A 17,058-nucleotide genomic window follows, 5' to 3' on the forward strand; every position below is an offset into this window, starting at 1 on the left:
GAACACTAAAAAATTTTCGTAATTATAACATTTTAAGGAATGACTGTGAGCACTTTATCACTATCAGGCAAGAGCTTAGTGGGTCGCCTTATGTTGGCATTCTGTCTGCTCGGATTGTTATTGTTAATGTTAGTTAGCCTTGGCAGCATTTCGCTTTATTGGGTAAAGCTGGCTGACCAGTATCTATATGAAGAGGCGTTACCTGCATCTGAGGCTGCAAGGCAATTGATGCAGTCTTCTAATGGCTTGCTCGACAATGCCCAAGCGCTTGAACGAGTGGAAGAAGAGGCTCAACGCGCTTTCCTTGGGCGTAAGTTATCACTGGAAAGCACTAATTTGCTTTCTGCTATTGAACGACTCAATTCGTTAAATCTACAAAATCATGGTGTTAATAAAGATCAGCATTTAGCTTTATTAGCTGGCGAAATTATCCATGACTTATCGGTATTCGGCCGCCAAGTGGGTAAACGTTTAGTGTTGGCGGCGCAATTGATTAATAAAGGAGCCGCACTGGCGGAAGCGGCCAGTAACAGTGGTGTTTTACTTGAAGCAGAACAAGCCGTGGTCGATTCAACCATTTTGGCCAAGTTGAGTTTAGCTTACCCTCAAGTGGTTGGCGCTGAACAAAGTGCCAAACTTTTGGACTCCATCATAGAGCAAGACTTGGATGTCCGTGAACGTTTAAATCGAGCTTTGGGATTGATCCATCACATTGAGTTAGTAGGGCAGTTATTACAGTCTCCAGACCAACAACTCGGATTAAATAACGTACTCAACAGTATGGCTCGAGTACTGTCTCCAACGACTTATACCATTAATTCTACTCGCGATAACTCACAAAGCGGCAACGAAATACCGAGCCCTTACACAGGTTCAGGAACGAGTGGGCAAATTGATTTAATGCCTCTAGAATTACTTAAAGGCTTAATTCGAGATCCGGTTAGGGCGACAGAGCTTGAGCACCAATTGATAATGTTAAGGGAGGTGAATGTTGGCTTAAGTTTGCAGCAGCAATATGCGCAATTGCTAACAAAACAAAATGCGCAGCTGTTAACGCTGACGGATAAATTAGGCCAACTGAATAAGTCAGTCGATAGTGCAATGAAAGCACAACAGCTACAGGCAGAACATGCCCGAAGTAATTTTTTACAGCAATTACTGTGGGCTAAGTCAGGGCTGTGGGCGACAGGTATTTTGATGTTAATCATTATGCTGTTGGTGGTTTATCGGGTTATTTATAAAGGCATCGCTTTACGCCTAAGTGAAGCAACTGCTGCATTATCTCAATTAAGTCAGGGCAATACCGAAGTGGTACTGGATCCTCACGGAGACGATGAACTCACCGCGATGGCTTCTGCCATTGAAGCTTTTAAACAAAAAACCGCGCACAATCAAGCTCTGCAATCTGAATTACAACAAACGGCATCAGAATTATTTGCCCATAAAGCCTCACTTGAAAGTACCGTGCAGGCACGTACACTCGAACTGGCTGAAACCAACCGTCAACTAGACGCTGAAGCAAAAGGGCATTCGACGGCTAGAGTGATGGCAGAACAAGCTAACAAGGCAAAATCGCTATTTTTAGCGACCATGAGCCATGAAATCCGTACTCCGCTAAATGGTCTTTTAGGCACCCTGACTTTACTGAGTCACTCGCCATTACCTCCAGCACAAAAACAAATGTTGGCATTATCGCAATACAGCGGCACCTTACTGCAAAATGTACTTAATGATATTTTGGACTTTTCCCGTTTGGAGCAAGGTAAATTAACTAACGAACCACGGGCTGTTGCGCTTAATGAGCTGCTCGATGAAGTGATGGCAATCATGTTAGCTGGTGCGGGATTGTCAGGTATCTCGTTATATTTAGTTCGCGGTAATTTACCTAAATGGATAACGGTAGATGGCCCAAAATTGCGCCAAGTGTTGTTTAATTTGCTCGGCAATGCCATTAAATTCACTCCAGCAGGAGAGGTTACATTACGGGTAAATGTGGTCGAGAAACAATTAACCTTTGAAGTGGCAGATACTGGCGTTGGTATCAGTGAAAAGGCCATGGATCAATTGTTTATCGCCTATGGTGTACAGCCTAATCAAGGCAGAACCAGAGGCACAGGACTTGGGCTCGCTATTTGTAAAGAATTAGTCTCGTTAATGAATGAGGCTAACACTGCCAATGATTCTATTCGGGTGAGTAGTAAAGTGGGTGAGGGTTCCAGCTTTGGTTTTAGTTTACCATTACACATTTGTGAACAAACGTATGAGGTTATCAGTGCAGAGTTACCTAAAGTTGATTCTAAATGTGTACTCGTTATCGAAGACAACAAAGTGAATTCCATGGTGGCCCAAGGGTTTTTAGCACATCTTGGACATCATTCCGTACTGGCTGATAGTTGTGCGCAAGCAAGAGCGTTGTTTAACGTCGATAGTGCGTTGAAGTTTGACGGCATTATGCTTGATATTCAATTAGGCGATGGCTCTGGTATTGAGTTATTACTTGAGTTGAAGCGTATTGCTAACGCAGCCCAAAAAGACATCAGCATAGCCGCATTTACGGCACAAATTCAACATGATGACATAAACGAGTATCAAACAGCAGGCTTCGATGACGTATTAGCCAAACCGCTTAATATGAAGTTTTTAGCCAATTGGATTGGTGATGCGAGTGACAAGTCAGCAATCAACAGCGACAACACGAATAAGTTAATCAAGATGGATAAACACAAAGGCTTTACACAAACGACCATAGATCAAAAATTTTCAGTTTGTAATGAAGACAATCAGCCTTTAGTCGATGAAAAGCAAATTAATGAAGACTTACAATATCTTGGTACAGAAGCTGTTAAAGAGATGTTAGCGTTATTTAAAGTCAGTAGTACACAACACATCAATGCTCTGGCAGCTTTACCTACAGATAGGCCAAAAGTGTTACACGCACTTAAAGGCAGTAGTGCCAGCATTGGCTTTATTCAGTTGAGTCAGTTGTGCAAACAATTAGAAAAAGATGGCATTAGTGATGATTCATATTTGTTGCTTAAGCAAGTATTGCAAGCATCCATTAACGCACTTGAGTTGAAGCTTTCTGTCTAAGCTTTTGTAAATTAGGGATATAAAATATAGTTGAGTGTGTATAATCCTCACTCTATTTATCCTAAGCTCAAACATTACATATAAAAACACCGAGCTTACTCGGTGTTTTTATATGGGGGGTTAATGATATAGATATCCTGTTACTGAGCACCTTTTAGTCCTTCACAATCGCTTTCAACCCAAGCCAGAGTGAGGTGAGCAATGGCTGAATAAAACTGACCAGTATCCACAGAGGTAAGTCTATCTACAAAACGGGATAACCAAGCGTGGAGATATTGCCTAATAAAGCTGAGCTGAGTGTTATCGTCACAAGCACACGCTTGGTGAGCGACATAAGCCAAAATAACGGCAATATGGTCAGACGGTTCAGGAAATTCACTTTGAACCGTTAATTGGCTTTGTTTTAGATATGTTTGCATTTGCTGATGCTGTTCACCAAATAAGAGTACATCGTCCTTGGCAACTGCATTATCGTTAAGATATACACTGGCATAAGGGCTGGCGCTATGCTTTGTACCTACTAAAAATAGGCCACAATAATCGGCAGCAAGCTCTAATAAAGCATGATCAGTATTGACGCTGTTAAGGGTTGAATTAAGCACTGAGTTTATGGTTTCAATGTCTTGACTCAATAACGGGTCACTGGCCAATTGAGCAAAGAATGCCTGAGCCTGACTTGCAGTGAGCTCTTGTAATAGCTGTTGATCTAGCTCTTTTGCAAACAGTGATGAGAGCAGCTTATACACCATCGAACGACCCTGGTTCATTGGCGTGTTATACAATATCTTGTCATTCATCTATGTTATCTCCTGAGCCTATTATGGCCGTTAACTTAAGCGCCAAGAATTAAATCGCTTGGCGCACAGTGATAATACTTACACGTTATAGCTGCGTTTCTATTGGGCCACTAAAAGAACTGACGTCAGGTAACTTACCTTGATACTTCTCGAAATCGACCAAGCAAGTGTATGCGGAGCAAGCCTGGGCAAGCTTTGATGTACCAATATCTTGCGTTAACGTATTAGGGTCACCATAGCTGCACAACGCCCCAATTTCACTACCGCCTTGTTTAGACCCATCTTTACCGACTGGGCCATACCAAGCCCCTTCATGAATTCGGATAACCCCACTAGGGAAGCTGTCGGATACCACTGCACCCGCTAACAGTTGACCTCGTTCGTTAAACACACGAACAACATCGCCATCTTTAATGCCGCGCTGTTTTGCATCGGTAGGATTCAAGTACACGGGTTCACGATCTTGTACCGTATAGGTTTCCCGATATTGCTGCGACTCACACATTTGTGAATGTAAGCGTTTATCTGGGTGGCAAGATTGCATCCACATTGGGTATTTATCTGAACCAGGACCACCATGGCTGCGCTCTGACTTTTCTATCCAAGTAGGATGGCCAGGACAGTCATCGTAATTGAATTGGGCGATTTTACGGCTGAAAATTTCAATCAAGCCCGATGGTGTACCCAATGGATTCATTTCAGGATCATCCCTAAAGTCGGCATGGCGAGTCCATGGTTGGCCTTCACCAAAATGTACATAACCTTGTTTCCAGAACGTGTCGAAATTTGGCATATCGAACTTACCGGCATTATCGGCTTTACAGTCGTTATAAAGTTTCTTAATCCAGTCAAATTCAGACATGCCACGGGTATATTCTGTCTCTTTACCCATTATTTTGGCAAAGCGGGTAAAGATATCAAAATCAGACAAGCTATCAAATAATGGTTCAACCATTTTTTGCATCGCTAAAACACCACGGTTAGCGTAGCTGCCATAAACGTCAATGTCATTACGTTCAAATGTAGTACAAGCGGGTAAAACGATGTCAGAGAAACGGCACGTTGCTGTCCAGTTAATGTCGACAGTGACCACACATTCAAGCTTTTGAAATGCTTGCTTCATCTTATTTCTATCTTGGTGATGACTCCATGGATTATTACCTGAAAATACCATCATCTTAATATCAGGATAAGTGACCTTAGCCCCGTTGGCATCGATGGTTTTACCCGGTTCTAAAATGGCATCAATCCAACGTGCAATCGGAATGGTGCTACTCGCGCCTTTAAAATCATTACTGTCGAATAATGGCTTTTGGCCTTCATCAAGATTACGAGGAAACGCGCCCGGTGCAGCTGCGCCCGATGAAGGAACGCCAATACTTGAGTAATGATGGCCATAGCTGATACCACCACCAGGTAAACCAATTTGGCCAATCATAGTGGCAAGTACAGCTGCCATCCAATAAGGTTGTTCACCGTGTTGTTGACGTTGAATACACCAACCCATCATGATTTGAGTACGACCTTTGGTCATCACTTTAGCTAAATCACGTATAATTTCAGGGCTAACACCAGTAATTTTACTGGCCCACTCTGGTGTTTTAGCTACGCTATCTGACTCGCCTAAAATATAAGGCACGAATCTGTCGAAACCTAGGCTGTAGCCCTCAATAAATTTTTCATCGTGTAACTTACTGGTGATCATTTCATGGGCAATACCCAGCATTAACGCAACGTCAGTTTGTGGGTTGACGTAAAGTTGCTCACAGCCTAAGTATTTTTGGGTTTTAGTGACTACAGGGTCGATACTGATCACTCGGATCTTACCTTGTTTTACTTTTTCTTTAAGCTCCGCTAGATAAGCGAACGATTCATGGGTTTCGGCATTCCAACCCACTTGCAGGTTTTTATAGGGATCATTTGACCACAAAATGATGGTTTTAGATTGCTCAAGGATTAACGGCCATGAAGTACCTTGGGCATAAACTTCAGTTGAACCTAAAATATAAGGCAAAATAGTCTGGCCAGCACCCGTTGAGTAGTCACCAATTTTTTTGACAAAATTACCGTGCATACCAACAGCACGTTGCATGTGACTGGTACTTGAATGCAGTTGTCCAGTGGCGCGCCAGCCAGTTTGACCCGCGTGCAGTCCTGATGGGCCATATTGAGTTTGAACCTCATCAAGTGAATCTTTAAACAGGGTCAATGCTTTGTCCCAAGTGACACGGACAAAGCGAAAATCACCGCGTTGACTGGTGTCGCTTTTATGACCTTTCAATAAAAAATCTAGGCGTACCATAGGGTAGCGAACCCGTGATGGGTTGTAGACTAAGCCTTTAACGCCATTGATCATATCGGTAGGGTATTTGTCCAACTCAAATGGAATCACCTGGTCAATCACGCCATTCTTACGTTTCATTTTGAATGCACCAAAGTGCGAACCGGTAGTTAACCAGTCGTCACTTGCTTTAGTGCTTGCAGCTGCAAGGGCATTGAATGGCGCCAACACTGATGTACTGCTTAGTCCAACATAAGAAGTCGCCACTAAGCCTTTAAGAAAATGTCTTCTGTTCATGATGATGTCCTATTAATGCGCCGACTTATTGAAAGTAGATGAATGCTCTTGTAAGTACTTTTGTACAAGCGCTTGAGTGTCTTGGTCCATGTTGACGAATGCAATCATGCCTTTAAACATTCCAGGCCAACTGTTAGCGTCAAAGTGTGCTTCTGCTGGTTGGGTATGACACACGCTACAACTGCTGGTATAAGTGGTGCGGGCATAATCCCAAAGTGGCTGTAAATCACTTACTAGGTAGTCTGCATCGGTCCAAATTTTGGCTTCAACACGTTGCCATGTTAATCCGGTCATTGGGTCTTCTTTTTGTTCAAAGACATTCATTACACCTTCTTCTAGCGCAGCATCTTTTGATAACTGAGCCGACAGAATGTTAAGACCAAAATCGAAATAGATAACACGACCAGCACCAATTTTTTTACGCCAACCTTTAATACCAACTTGTACACGACTGCCATTGGTTTCAAGTACCGTCACTTTAGTGGCAATGTTTAACGTACCAGCTTCAACATCTGTTTTTTGATTAAAATAAAGGGGTTTAGTCAAGGCGGTAAAATACTGAGCACCAACCACAAGACCGATTTCGCCAGATCCGACTTGTGCAATGAGTTCTGGTGCACGGGAAGTGCCCATGTCAGGAAGTTTGTGAGCAATACCTTTATGGCAATCAACACAGCTCTGGTCTATCTCTGCTGCACGCTTCATTTGTTTTTGCGCCAACTTTGACATGTCATCCCATTTCATCGAGTCATAGTTATGGCAGTTTTTACACGCTAAAGAGTTATCACGGTCGAAGCGTTTCCACTCACGGCTAGCCATCTCTAGACGTTTTGATTCAAATTTTTCCTCAGTATTAACGGTTTGCATCAACCAGCCCCACATATCATGTGATGCTTCAATCTTGCGACCAATTTTACGACTCCAGTTATGCGGCACGTGACAATCAGGGCAAGTGGCCCGAACGCCAGAGTGATTAGACCAATGCACAGTTTGCTGTAGCTCTTGGTAGGGCTTGCTTTCCATACTGTGACAGCTAATACAGAACTCTTCAGTGTTGGTCATTTCCAGTGCGGTATTGAAACCACCCCAGAATATAATCCCCATTAAAAAAGCTGATAGGCTAATTGTGCCTAAAGTAAGATATTTGGCAGGCTGATTTAGCGTCCGCCAGGTATTAATAAACCATTTCATAACAGCATCCTTTATAAGATTGACTCATAATTTGTTTGAGGATTAGTGCGCAACAACGCCACCAAATGCTTGGATCATCCAAATGACAAAACCGTACGCACTAATGCTGGTTACGGTGATAATGGGAAAAAATAAAAAAATGATAAATCCAAGAGCTTTCAGCTCCTTAGACTTAACATTACTTTTGGGGTCTACTACGTTTTTTGTTGTCATAGCTTGCTCACTTAAAAAATTACCTTTGCTGATGACAGCTATATTAGATAACAATTGTTAATGGCACTCAGACCGTGGATGAATGAACGTAGACAATATATGAAAGATTATGAACAGACTGATTGAGGGGTAGCTTGCTGTGAGGATTAACAGTGAACGGCTTTATAAAATCAACTTAAGAGGGTTATCAATCGAGGGGCACATATCGTTGTTTCAGTAGCGTTGATTCATAAATCGATTATTATTTACTCAGCTTTATGTTTATGAATACTATGTATCATCAACATTTTTCAGGGATTAACAGAGCAATTCTGATACATTTTCGCTACAATATGAAAGTTAATGTTTTTGTAATCATCAATATATGATCATGGTCTTATATTGTTAAATGTGCAGTATTAATTTAATCGGTATTAAGTAAGATGATGCTGTTAGCATTTAATACCCTCTCTATGCAATAAACAGCTGAACTTAAACACTTAGATAAACGGACTAAAGAGAAATAAATGAGTCTATCAAGTATTAGTAAACTACTCATAACATCAATATTTATGATTTTCTCTAGTGCAGTATGCGCTGAGAATATTAATATTTATACTTGGGAAGATTATTTTTCTGATGATGTTCTCGCTGAATTTGAACAAAAAACGGGTCACAAAGTAACCTTGACCTATTATGACAGCGAACAAGATCGAGATGCATTGCTACTCAGTGAGAAAGCGAAAAATTTTAATATTGTGTTGATTGATAGTTTAATGCTGGGCATTAATTCAAAAAAACAACCTATGTATCGTTTCTCTGAAGAATCTGTGCCAACCATAGTGAATCATAATCCTAAATGGCGTCAGGCATGTGGCGATGTTGGTGTGCCTTACGCGAAAGGAACTATTGGTATTGCCTATCGGGAAAGTGTCAGCAAAACACCTATTACTTCTTGGACCCAATTTTTTAAACCACCCATAGAGCACCAAAATAGGGTATTAATGATAAAAGATAATCTTGATACTGCCGCCATTGCATTGATAGCCAATAATTTACCTCCTTTTTCTGAAAATAAAGATGATTTAAAAGTTGCGTTCGACACATTAAAGCAACAAGAGCCTTATTTATTAGGTTATCAATATCTATTAACTCACACAGCCATTCATCAAGAAAAAAGCCAAGCCAGTTTGGCTATGGTTTATGGTGGCGATATTGCAACAATAACTAAAAATAGTGGTCAAGATGATTGGAAGTATGTTGTTCCAGATGAAGGTACACTGTTTTGGGTTGATTGCTTAGCTATCCCGTTTGAAAAAAATGCGACACAAGCAACCTTATCGTTTTTGAATTATATTAATGAACCACAAGTGGCAATTAGGGTGGTAGAAGAAATTTTATTCTCTACGACCAATGATGCTGCTGTTGCGTTAGGAAGTGAAAGCTACTTATCGGATCCTGATTTGTTTATTTCTCCAGAGATCCAAGCGCGGAGTAGTTTTTATCAGCCTATTAGTAACGAATCAATGTTATTGCGTCAGAGAATGAATAACTTGCTAAAAGATAAATAACTCATGAAGCTAAGAAAACGGATTAACTTGATTTTACTGCCCGCTATCGCGGTAGTATTTTTTACGTTTTCTTTTTTCTTTTATCAATCAGCTAAAAATAATATTATTGATGCTGCTCTGAGTGCTTTCTCATATCAATTTGAGCGCATAGCAAGCCGTGGTGCTGCAGAGGTTATTGCGGTTGAGAGCATGATTAATTCTCAACTGCAAAGTAAAGAAGCGGCTGATTTATTTCACAATGCTAAATCAGATGAAATTGATATTAGAGTAAGTGCGCAGTTTTTAGACCGGTTGATTAAATCGAGTGACAGTAAGATTATTCAAGACATCGCTATTTTTGATTTACGTGAAAAGCCTATCAGTTACATCAATTTTGAAGATCCTTTTGTGGATGCTTCAGTGACAGATTCAACTCATTTTTTGATAAACAAAATCAATGACGCTATAGCAAAAAAAAATCGTCAACGGATATATGCTCACTACTACCAAATTACCGCCACAGACACTGAGCATGATGAGATCCAGTTATTTCGTATTTTTTCTCCTTATCTTTTAGTGTCACAACCTTTATATAATTACACCAACGATTTAGTCGTCATTCAAACTAGGTTAAAACCGAATTATCTTAAAAGTATTTTTAATCAAGAGATTAGTCAGTATCAGGAATACCTTTCGGTTAAAATGTTTACACTTCCTTTAACAGAGAAAGCGCTTAATAATGATATTGTTGTGCAACAGATTGAAGACGTAGATTCATATCATTTTACGGTAAAAGTATTTGATGGCATTGTGAACATCAGTCTAAAAAAAGCATTTTTTAACTCATCATTAATGAATCTAAAAATCAAAATTGGATTAGGCGCCCTGGCATTATCTTTATTTTGTTACTTTATTCTACATTTGTTGATCTATAAACAAATCATTCGCCCAATCACTGAATTGGCAGAAGGTGTTAATGGCGTTAAGAAAGGTAATAGTGATTCACTTATTCTGTTAAATACTAACGATGAAGTTGCAGAACTCAATAATAGTTATCTTGCATTAATTGAACGTATTCAGCAGTTAGCCAACAATGATGAGTTAACCAGCCTTGCTAATAGAGCATACTTCAACCGAGAACTAGATCATAAACTCGACTCGTCTGAGGCTGAGACTAGCACGTTAGGTTTGTTGTTTATCGATTTAGATAATTTTAAATACGTTAATGATAATTTTGGCCACGAGGCCGGCGATCGTGTTTTGGTCAACTTTGCTAACAGGTTGACAAACTCATTAAGAAAAACTAGCCGTGCATTAAAACAACAACAATATCAATGTATCGCGCGTTTAGGTGGTGACGAGTTTGTGGTATTGCTTGAAGGACTGCCTAATGTGGAAGAGCTAGAAGCGATAGCTCAACGCATTGTAGGGCTTTTTGATTTGGGATTTGAGGTTGACGGTAAAACTTATGATGTCCATGCCAGTATTGGCATAGCATTCCAGTTTGGTAACAAACTTAAAGCGGATACATTTTTACAGCAAGCTGATAGTGCCATGTATGCTGCAAAAAAAGCAGGGAAAAATAGTTATTGTACTTATGACGACTCGTTAGATAATCAATTAAAAGAGCAGAAATATATTGATTCTGAGGTATCAAAAGCGTTACGTGAAAATTCCTTGTATCTGGTTTATTTACCATACTACGATACTGAAACACTTGAAGTGAAAGGTTTTGAGGTGTTGCTAAGGGCCCCAGAGTTAGAGAAGAAAGGCATTGGCCCTGATAAGTTTATTTCGATAGCAGAGCAAAGTGATCTGATTACAAAAATTGATTTATGGGTCATCAATGAAGCATTGAGTAAGTTAGCAAATCTGCGAAGTATGCAAGGGTTTGACGGTACACTTGCTATCAACATTTCATCTCGAGAGCTGTTTAATGATGGTTTCGTAGCCGAAGTTTCGTCTTTAATGGATCAATATGAAACACCGCCTTATAAAATTATATTCGAAATAGCAGAAGCTCCGCTGCTTACGAAAGATAAAAAAGTATTAGTTAATCTCACTAGGCTAAAAGCATTGGGGATAAAAATTGCCATTGATAACTTTGGGATAAATTATTCAGCCTTTAGCCATTTAAATCATTTTAGATTGGACTCATTAAAAATAGATCGCTCATTCCTACTGCAAATGAGAGATGTTCAAATGGGCAATAAACCGCTGATTGATATTATTTACGACCTTGCCAATATCCATGGGTTAGATGTTGTCATAGAAGGGGTGCAAAGCGAACAAGAATTAAATCATGTCAAAAATTTAGGCTGCAATACTGTCCAAGGTTTTTATTTGTCAAAACCATTAGATTGGAGCCAAGCTCAAGCCTTAGTGAATAAAACAAATGTAAGTTATTTAACCACGAATAAAAGTCGCTAACTATTTTTTGTGATTGAAAACTAGGCTAATAAAGGGCTAAATTTAGCCAATTCAGCAGCATTATGTACGGCTAGTTTCTTAATGATTTTAGAACGATGTACCTCAATCGTGCGCAGAGAAAGGTATAAATCATCTGCCATTTGTTTGTTGGTTTTACCTTCAATTAATAGATTCAATACTTGGATTTCACGTTCTGTTAAGGTGTTATATCGTTGTTTTAGCAGAATAGATTCAAACATTTTATGGCTACACGTAAAAGCTTTTTCTATAGCAACAACCAGTTCTTTCCCGTTAACGGGTTTTTGAAAAAAATCACAAGCACCTTGTCTAAATGCATTTACCGCCATCGGCAGATCACCGTGACCCGTTAAAAAGATGATACCTAGTGGACTGTTAGCGGCAATTAATTTTTGTTGTAGTTCTTGGCCAGTAATTTCTGGCATTTTGCTGTCCACGATAAGACAACCTGGTTGGGTAGTATCAATGGTGTTAATAAACGAAATGGCACTATTGAAAACCTGTAAGTTGTATTCATATTGCAATAGCATAAATTGCATAGAATCAAGAATTGCTAGGTCATCATCCACCATATAAATATCTCTAATCATATGTAGTATCGATTTATTAAATGTTAATACAGTGTAATCATTGTTGGTTGTGGATCAAGTTGTTCGGTTGCTTTTGTGCTGTGCGTATCTGTTTTGTTAATTAAGTTGCACTACACTGAGTTTGTTGCATAAAAACGGATTACTTTGTTTATTAACTAAGTACCGATTAACTAAATGTTGTCAGATGGCTAAAAGGTTACGGATGCGATTTGACACTTTGCTGATTGGAGCACTTTCATTAATTCTTGCTGGATATTTAACTCAAGCAAGTGCGCAGCCTGTCACACCAGATGCGGTCATTGAAAAACCCATTACGACTCAAGCTCATGCTGAAGTACATTACCGAGTTGCAGTGCTTGCCAATTATGGTGTGGCTAAAAGTATTGAACGCTGGCAGCCATTAATGGACTATTTAAGCCAAAATGTTGCCAATGCCAGCTTTGAGGTTGTGCCGTTAGACTTCAACAACATGAATAAAAAGCTAATCAGCGGCGACATACAGTTTGTTGTCACCAATCCTGGCCACTACTTTAATATGAGTGGCGACTATCCCATTTCCTGGTTAGCCACCATGAAGAGCAATCAACATAATGGCAGCACTTTTGCGATAGGTGCGACTATTATCGTCCGTAAAGACAGTCATTTGCTCAGCGTAGACGATCTTGCTGGCCATTCCGTGGTGGCCAGTGATCCTAATGCATTAGGAGGGTACCAAGCCGCGATAGGGCTTATCCATTCGATGGATTATTCGACCAGTAACTTCTTTTCCAAAGTGACGTTTCTCGGTTTTCCGCTTGAACCGCTTATTTATCAAGTCCGCGATGGCACAGCAGATATAGCCATTACGCCATTTTGTACTTTAGAACAAATGGTAGCTGAGGGTTATATCAAGGCTAGCGATTATCGGGTAATAAATGATGTCACTCCTGCCGATTATGAATGTGCCGTCAGCACCCCTTTATACCCTAATTGGTCGTTTGCATCGTCGGATGCGGTGCCGTTAATGGTGAGAACGGGGATAACCCGAGCATTACTGTCGATAAGTATGGATGACCCGGCGTCAATTATAGGACAGAACCGGGGATGGGCTGCCCCCATTAGCCAGTTTCAAGTGGTTAAATTGTTTAATGACCTAAACTTAAATGCGGATGATAGCCCTGTGCATCTTCAAGTGTGGCAATGGATAAAGCTCAATCAAAAATGGGGCTTTAGTTTATTGGGTCTATTTGTTATCGCGACCATTTACCATCTTTGGCTGGAATATAAATTTAGACAAAAGAGCGAGTTCTTAATCAATACAGAGCGCCAATTGAAAAATAAAGCATTGCAGCTTGAGCGCATGCAAAGCGCAGCAATATTAGGTGAAATAGGAGCAGGTTTAGCTCACGAGCTCAACCAACCCATTGCGGCCATCACGCAATATAGTGAAGGCGGGATGATTGAGCAGGCAAAAAATATTGGTACAAACTCAGTACAATACCAATTACTTGAAAAAATACACCAGCAGTCAATGCGTGCCGGAGAAATTGTTCATAGGATCAGAGAATTGTTGCAACGAAAAGGTACTGCAAGTACTGAGTTTGATGCACAAGAACAATTAATGGTTTGCCTAGACTTACTCGAACATGAATTCGAAAAAGAAAAAATCAACATCAAAACTCAATTGACTACCACTGAAATTAAGCTGCAAGGCGATAAAGTTGGTTTTTGTCAGGTGTTGATTAATGTGTTGAAAAACGCCATTGATGCGGTGTCTGAAAAAGAATTCCCGCTTCATAGCCGCAAACGAATACTGATAGATTTACACATTGTTGATCAAAGTTTACAGCTGAAAATTTATGATAATGGTATTGGGTTAACCTGTGCCAACGATGATTTTAAAACAAGTTTCTTTTCTACCAAAGCCAATGGATTAGGGCTAGGGTTGGCCATTTGCAGTGATGTTATTGCTCTTTTTGGTGGCCAGATTAACTTATCAAAATGTAAAGATGACCCGAGCTCACCTTGGCGATATGGATGTCGGGTTCTCATTGTTATCCCATTAAATGCTATGCCCGATTAATCAATCAAATACCCCTGGTAACTTTTATTCCAACCTGTCTTTTTTGGCTTATCTCATTTTATTGAGATGTTAAACCGTGACATCAATCAAATCACGCCCCTCAATGTGGTTTACCACAATACCCTTAATTTACTTATGGATTAACAATGGTGTTAGCGATGATGCTGACTACAGTTTGGGTTTGGTTAGTACCATTAATAATAAGTAAACAGAGAAAAACTTCGTGCTTCGTTGAAGATGAAGGGGGGCAATCATGATTGAGTTAAATCGACGTCATTTTTTAAAGGGAGCGGGTGCCAGTGGCGCCACATGTGCTTTAGCAAGCATGCTTCCTGGTTCGCTAGCTGCATTAGAAAAATCACCATTAAAAGGTGTTGCTTCTGAAGTGGCCAGTATTTGTGAAATGTGTTCAACGCGGTGTCCTATTAAGGCGCGCATTGTAGATGGCAAAAACGTATTTATTACGGGTAATAAAGAAGCTAAATCGTTTGGTGGCAAAGTCTGCGCTCGAGGTGGAGCTGGCCATAGCTTACTTTACGATCCACAGCGTATCGTTAATCCACTAAAGCGCGTGGGTGAACGCGGCGCAGGTGAATGGGCAGAGATTTCATGGGCTGATGCTTATAAAGAAATTGCCGCTAAAATGAACCAAATAAAACAACAATATGGTGCCGAAACCATAGCGTTCTCATCAAAGTCTGGTTCACTTTCAGATCATATATTTCATCTTGCTGAGGCTTTTGGATCGCCCAATACATTTACTCATGCCTCAACGTGCCCGGGCAGTTATGTTGTTGCTGCTAAGGCAATATTTGGCACCAAAATGAAGCGTGATTTGAGCAATGCCAAATACATCATCAACTTTGGTCATAACTTGTATGAGGGCATCAACATGTCTGAAACAAGAGGCTTGATGCAAGCTCAAATGGATAGAGGAGCCAAGTTAGTTGTATTTGAACCTAGATTCTCGATTGTGGCAGATAAGGCTGATGAGTGGCATGCAATACGTCCGGGTACCGACGTCGCGGTCGCGTTAGCGTTATGTCATGTGTTGATTAATGACAATTTATATGACCATGACTTCATTGAAAAATATGTTGTTGGTTTTGATGAGTTCGCCGCTGAAGTACAAAAATATACCCCAGAATGGGCCGAAACTATTTCAGACGTGTCTGCCAGTGCCATTCGACGTATTGCACATGAATACGCAAGCCACGCTCCACACGCCGTTGTTGATTTTGGCCATCGCGCTACATTTACCCCTGAAGAGTTCGATATGCGCCGTGCGTTATATGCAGCCAACATATTGATTGGCAACATCGAACGAAAAGGGGGCATTTACATGGGCCAGAAAGCACCTGGCTATAATAAACTTGCCGGTGAAAATGTGGCCCCAGCGCTAGCCAAACCGGGTGTTAAAGGCATGCCTAAGCCAACGGCAATCCGCATTGACCAGGTTGAAAAGCAGTATGCAATGATGTGGTCAAATGGTGGCATTTATCAAACCATTTTAGATGCAACATTAGACGCCAAACCTTATCAATTAAAAGCATGGGTAATGAGTCGTACTAACCCAATGCAAACCCTTACAGACCGAGCCAAAGTAGAACAATCGCTTAAAAAGCTAGATTTAGTGGTGTCATGTGACCTGTATATCAGTGAAACCGCAGCATACGCAGATTATATTTTGCCAGAATCGACTTATCTTGAACGCGATGAAGAGATACAAGATAAATCAGGTAAAAATCCGGCCTATTATGTTCGTCAACGTGTGGTTGAAACCATTGGTAATACTCGCCCAAGCTGGCAAATATTTAAAGAATTAGGCCAAGCTTTGGGGCTTGAACAATTTTACCCTTGGGACAATATAGAAACGTTGCAATTAATGCAGTTGAATCGCGATCACAGCTTGTTGGAACACATCAAAAAAATGGGTTACGTCAGCTACGGTAAGCCATTGATGTTGCGTGAACCAGAAATGGTTACCGAATTCGTTAAGGCTTATCCCAATGCCAAAAGTGTTGATGCAGACGGTACTTATGCCAGCTCAATGAGCTTTAAAACACCCAGCGGCAAGATTGAGTTAACCTCACCCAAAATAGAAGGCATGGCACCAGGACGAGGTGTGATTAAGCATCGCGATGTACAACTAAAGCAAGCCGATGAGTTGTACTTTATACAAGGGAAGGTCGCGGTACACACCAATGGCGCCACCCATAATATTCCAATGCTAGCCAATCTTATGTCGAAAAATGCGATTTGGATCCATCCAATAACGGCTGGGCGACTCGATATCCATAGCGGTGATGCGATTAGATTAACCAGCAGTGTGGGCAGTGAGGAAGGAACCGCCTTAGTCACCCCGGGGATTCGTCAAGATACTGTGTTTGCATACATGGGCTTTGGCTCCAAAAATAAAGAACTGGTGCGAGCCACAGGAAAAGGTATCCATTGCGGCAACCTACTTCCTAATGTCATCGCCCCCATCTGTGGCATGAATTTACACACCACAGGTGTAAAGTTGGTAAAAATTTAGCCGGTAACTAATTGATTTGGAGTC

General features: G+C 40.7%; 10 protein-coding genes. 5 read left to right on the forward strand and 5 right to left on the reverse strand.

Features of this window, described 5'->3' with window-relative positions; translation table 11 throughout:
* The first annotated feature begins 39 nt into the window (after window positions 1-39).
* The gene (gene torS, locus AAEY94_RS14420) at window positions 40-3,090 is read left to right on the forward strand and encodes a TMAO reductase system sensor histidine kinase/response regulator TorS (RefSeq protein WP_502959401.1); all 3,051 of its coding nucleotides are present in this window, start codon (window positions 40-42) and stop codon (window positions 3,088-3,090) included.
* 140 nt (window positions 3,091-3,230) lie between these two features.
* Here the strand turns inward: torS and torD are convergent, their stop codons facing one another.
* The 4 genes from torD to AAEY94_RS14440 all read right to left on the reverse strand — a co-directional run bounded on the left by torD (window position 3,231) and on the right by AAEY94_RS14440 (window position 7,869).
* Window positions 3,231-3,872, reverse strand: a complete 642-nt coding sequence (gene torD / locus AAEY94_RS14425; RefSeq protein ID WP_502959402.1) for a molecular chaperone TorD — start codon at window positions 3,870-3,872, stop codon at window positions 3,231-3,233.
* 100 nt (window positions 3,873-3,972) lie between these two features.
* Window positions 3,973-6,465: a trimethylamine-N-oxide reductase TorA gene (gene torA / locus AAEY94_RS14430; protein ID WP_350979098.1), complete on the reverse strand. Its 2,493-nt coding sequence runs from the start codon at window positions 6,463-6,465 to the stop codon at window positions 3,973-3,975.
* Window positions 6,466-6,477: 12 nt separating this feature from the next.
* Window positions 6,478-7,656, reverse strand: a complete 1,179-nt coding sequence (torC, locus tag AAEY94_RS14435) for a pentaheme c-type cytochrome TorC (protein ID WP_350979099.1) — start codon at window positions 7,654-7,656, stop codon at window positions 6,478-6,480.
* A gap of 42 nt (window positions 7,657-7,698) precedes the next feature.
* Window positions 7,699-7,869 (reverse strand): nitrate reductase, encoded by a 171-nt coding sequence (locus AAEY94_RS14440; RefSeq protein ID WP_101088486.1) that lies wholly within the window; start codon window positions 7,867-7,869, stop codon window positions 7,699-7,701.
* Window positions 7,870-8,375: 506 nt separating this feature from the next.
* On the opposite strand from AAEY94_RS14440, the gene AAEY94_RS14445 reads away from it, so the two are divergent.
* Window positions 8,376-9,419, forward strand: a complete 1,044-nt coding sequence (locus AAEY94_RS14445; protein WP_350979100.1) for a polyamine ABC transporter substrate-binding protein — start codon at window positions 8,376-8,378, stop codon at window positions 9,417-9,419.
* Window positions 9,420-9,422: 3 nt separating this feature from the next.
* Window positions 9,423-11,828, forward strand: coding sequence for an EAL domain-containing protein (locus AAEY94_RS14450; protein WP_350979101.1), 2,406 nt, complete (start codon window positions 9,423-9,425; stop codon window positions 11,826-11,828).
* A gap of 20 nt (window positions 11,829-11,848) precedes the next feature.
* Here AAEY94_RS14450 and AAEY94_RS14455 read toward each other — a convergent pair whose 3' ends face one another.
* On the reverse strand, window positions 11,849-12,436 hold the full coding sequence (locus AAEY94_RS14455; protein ID WP_350979102.1) for a response regulator transcription factor: 588 nt from the start codon (window positions 12,434-12,436) through the stop codon (window positions 11,849-11,851).
* A gap of 202 nt (window positions 12,437-12,638) precedes the next feature.
* Between AAEY94_RS14455 and AAEY94_RS14460 the strand changes: the two genes are divergently transcribed.
* The gene (locus AAEY94_RS14460) at window positions 12,639-14,498 is read left to right on the forward strand and encodes a sensor histidine kinase (RefSeq protein ID WP_350979103.1); all 1,860 of its coding nucleotides are present in this window, start codon (window positions 12,639-12,641) and stop codon (window positions 14,496-14,498) included.
* Between the two features lie 253 nt (window positions 14,499-14,751).
* A complete protein-coding gene (phsA, locus tag AAEY94_RS14465) occupies window positions 14,752-17,034 on the forward strand; it encodes a thiosulfate reductase PhsA (RefSeq protein WP_101088304.1) in 2,283 nt (760 codons plus the stop codon).
* Window positions 17,035-17,058: the final 24 nt, after the last annotated feature.

Source organism: Shewanella sp. AC34-MNA-CIBAN-0136, assembly GCF_040309945.1.
In the GTDB taxonomy this organism is placed as follows: Bacteria; Pseudomonadota; Gammaproteobacteria; order Enterobacterales; family Shewanellaceae; genus Shewanella.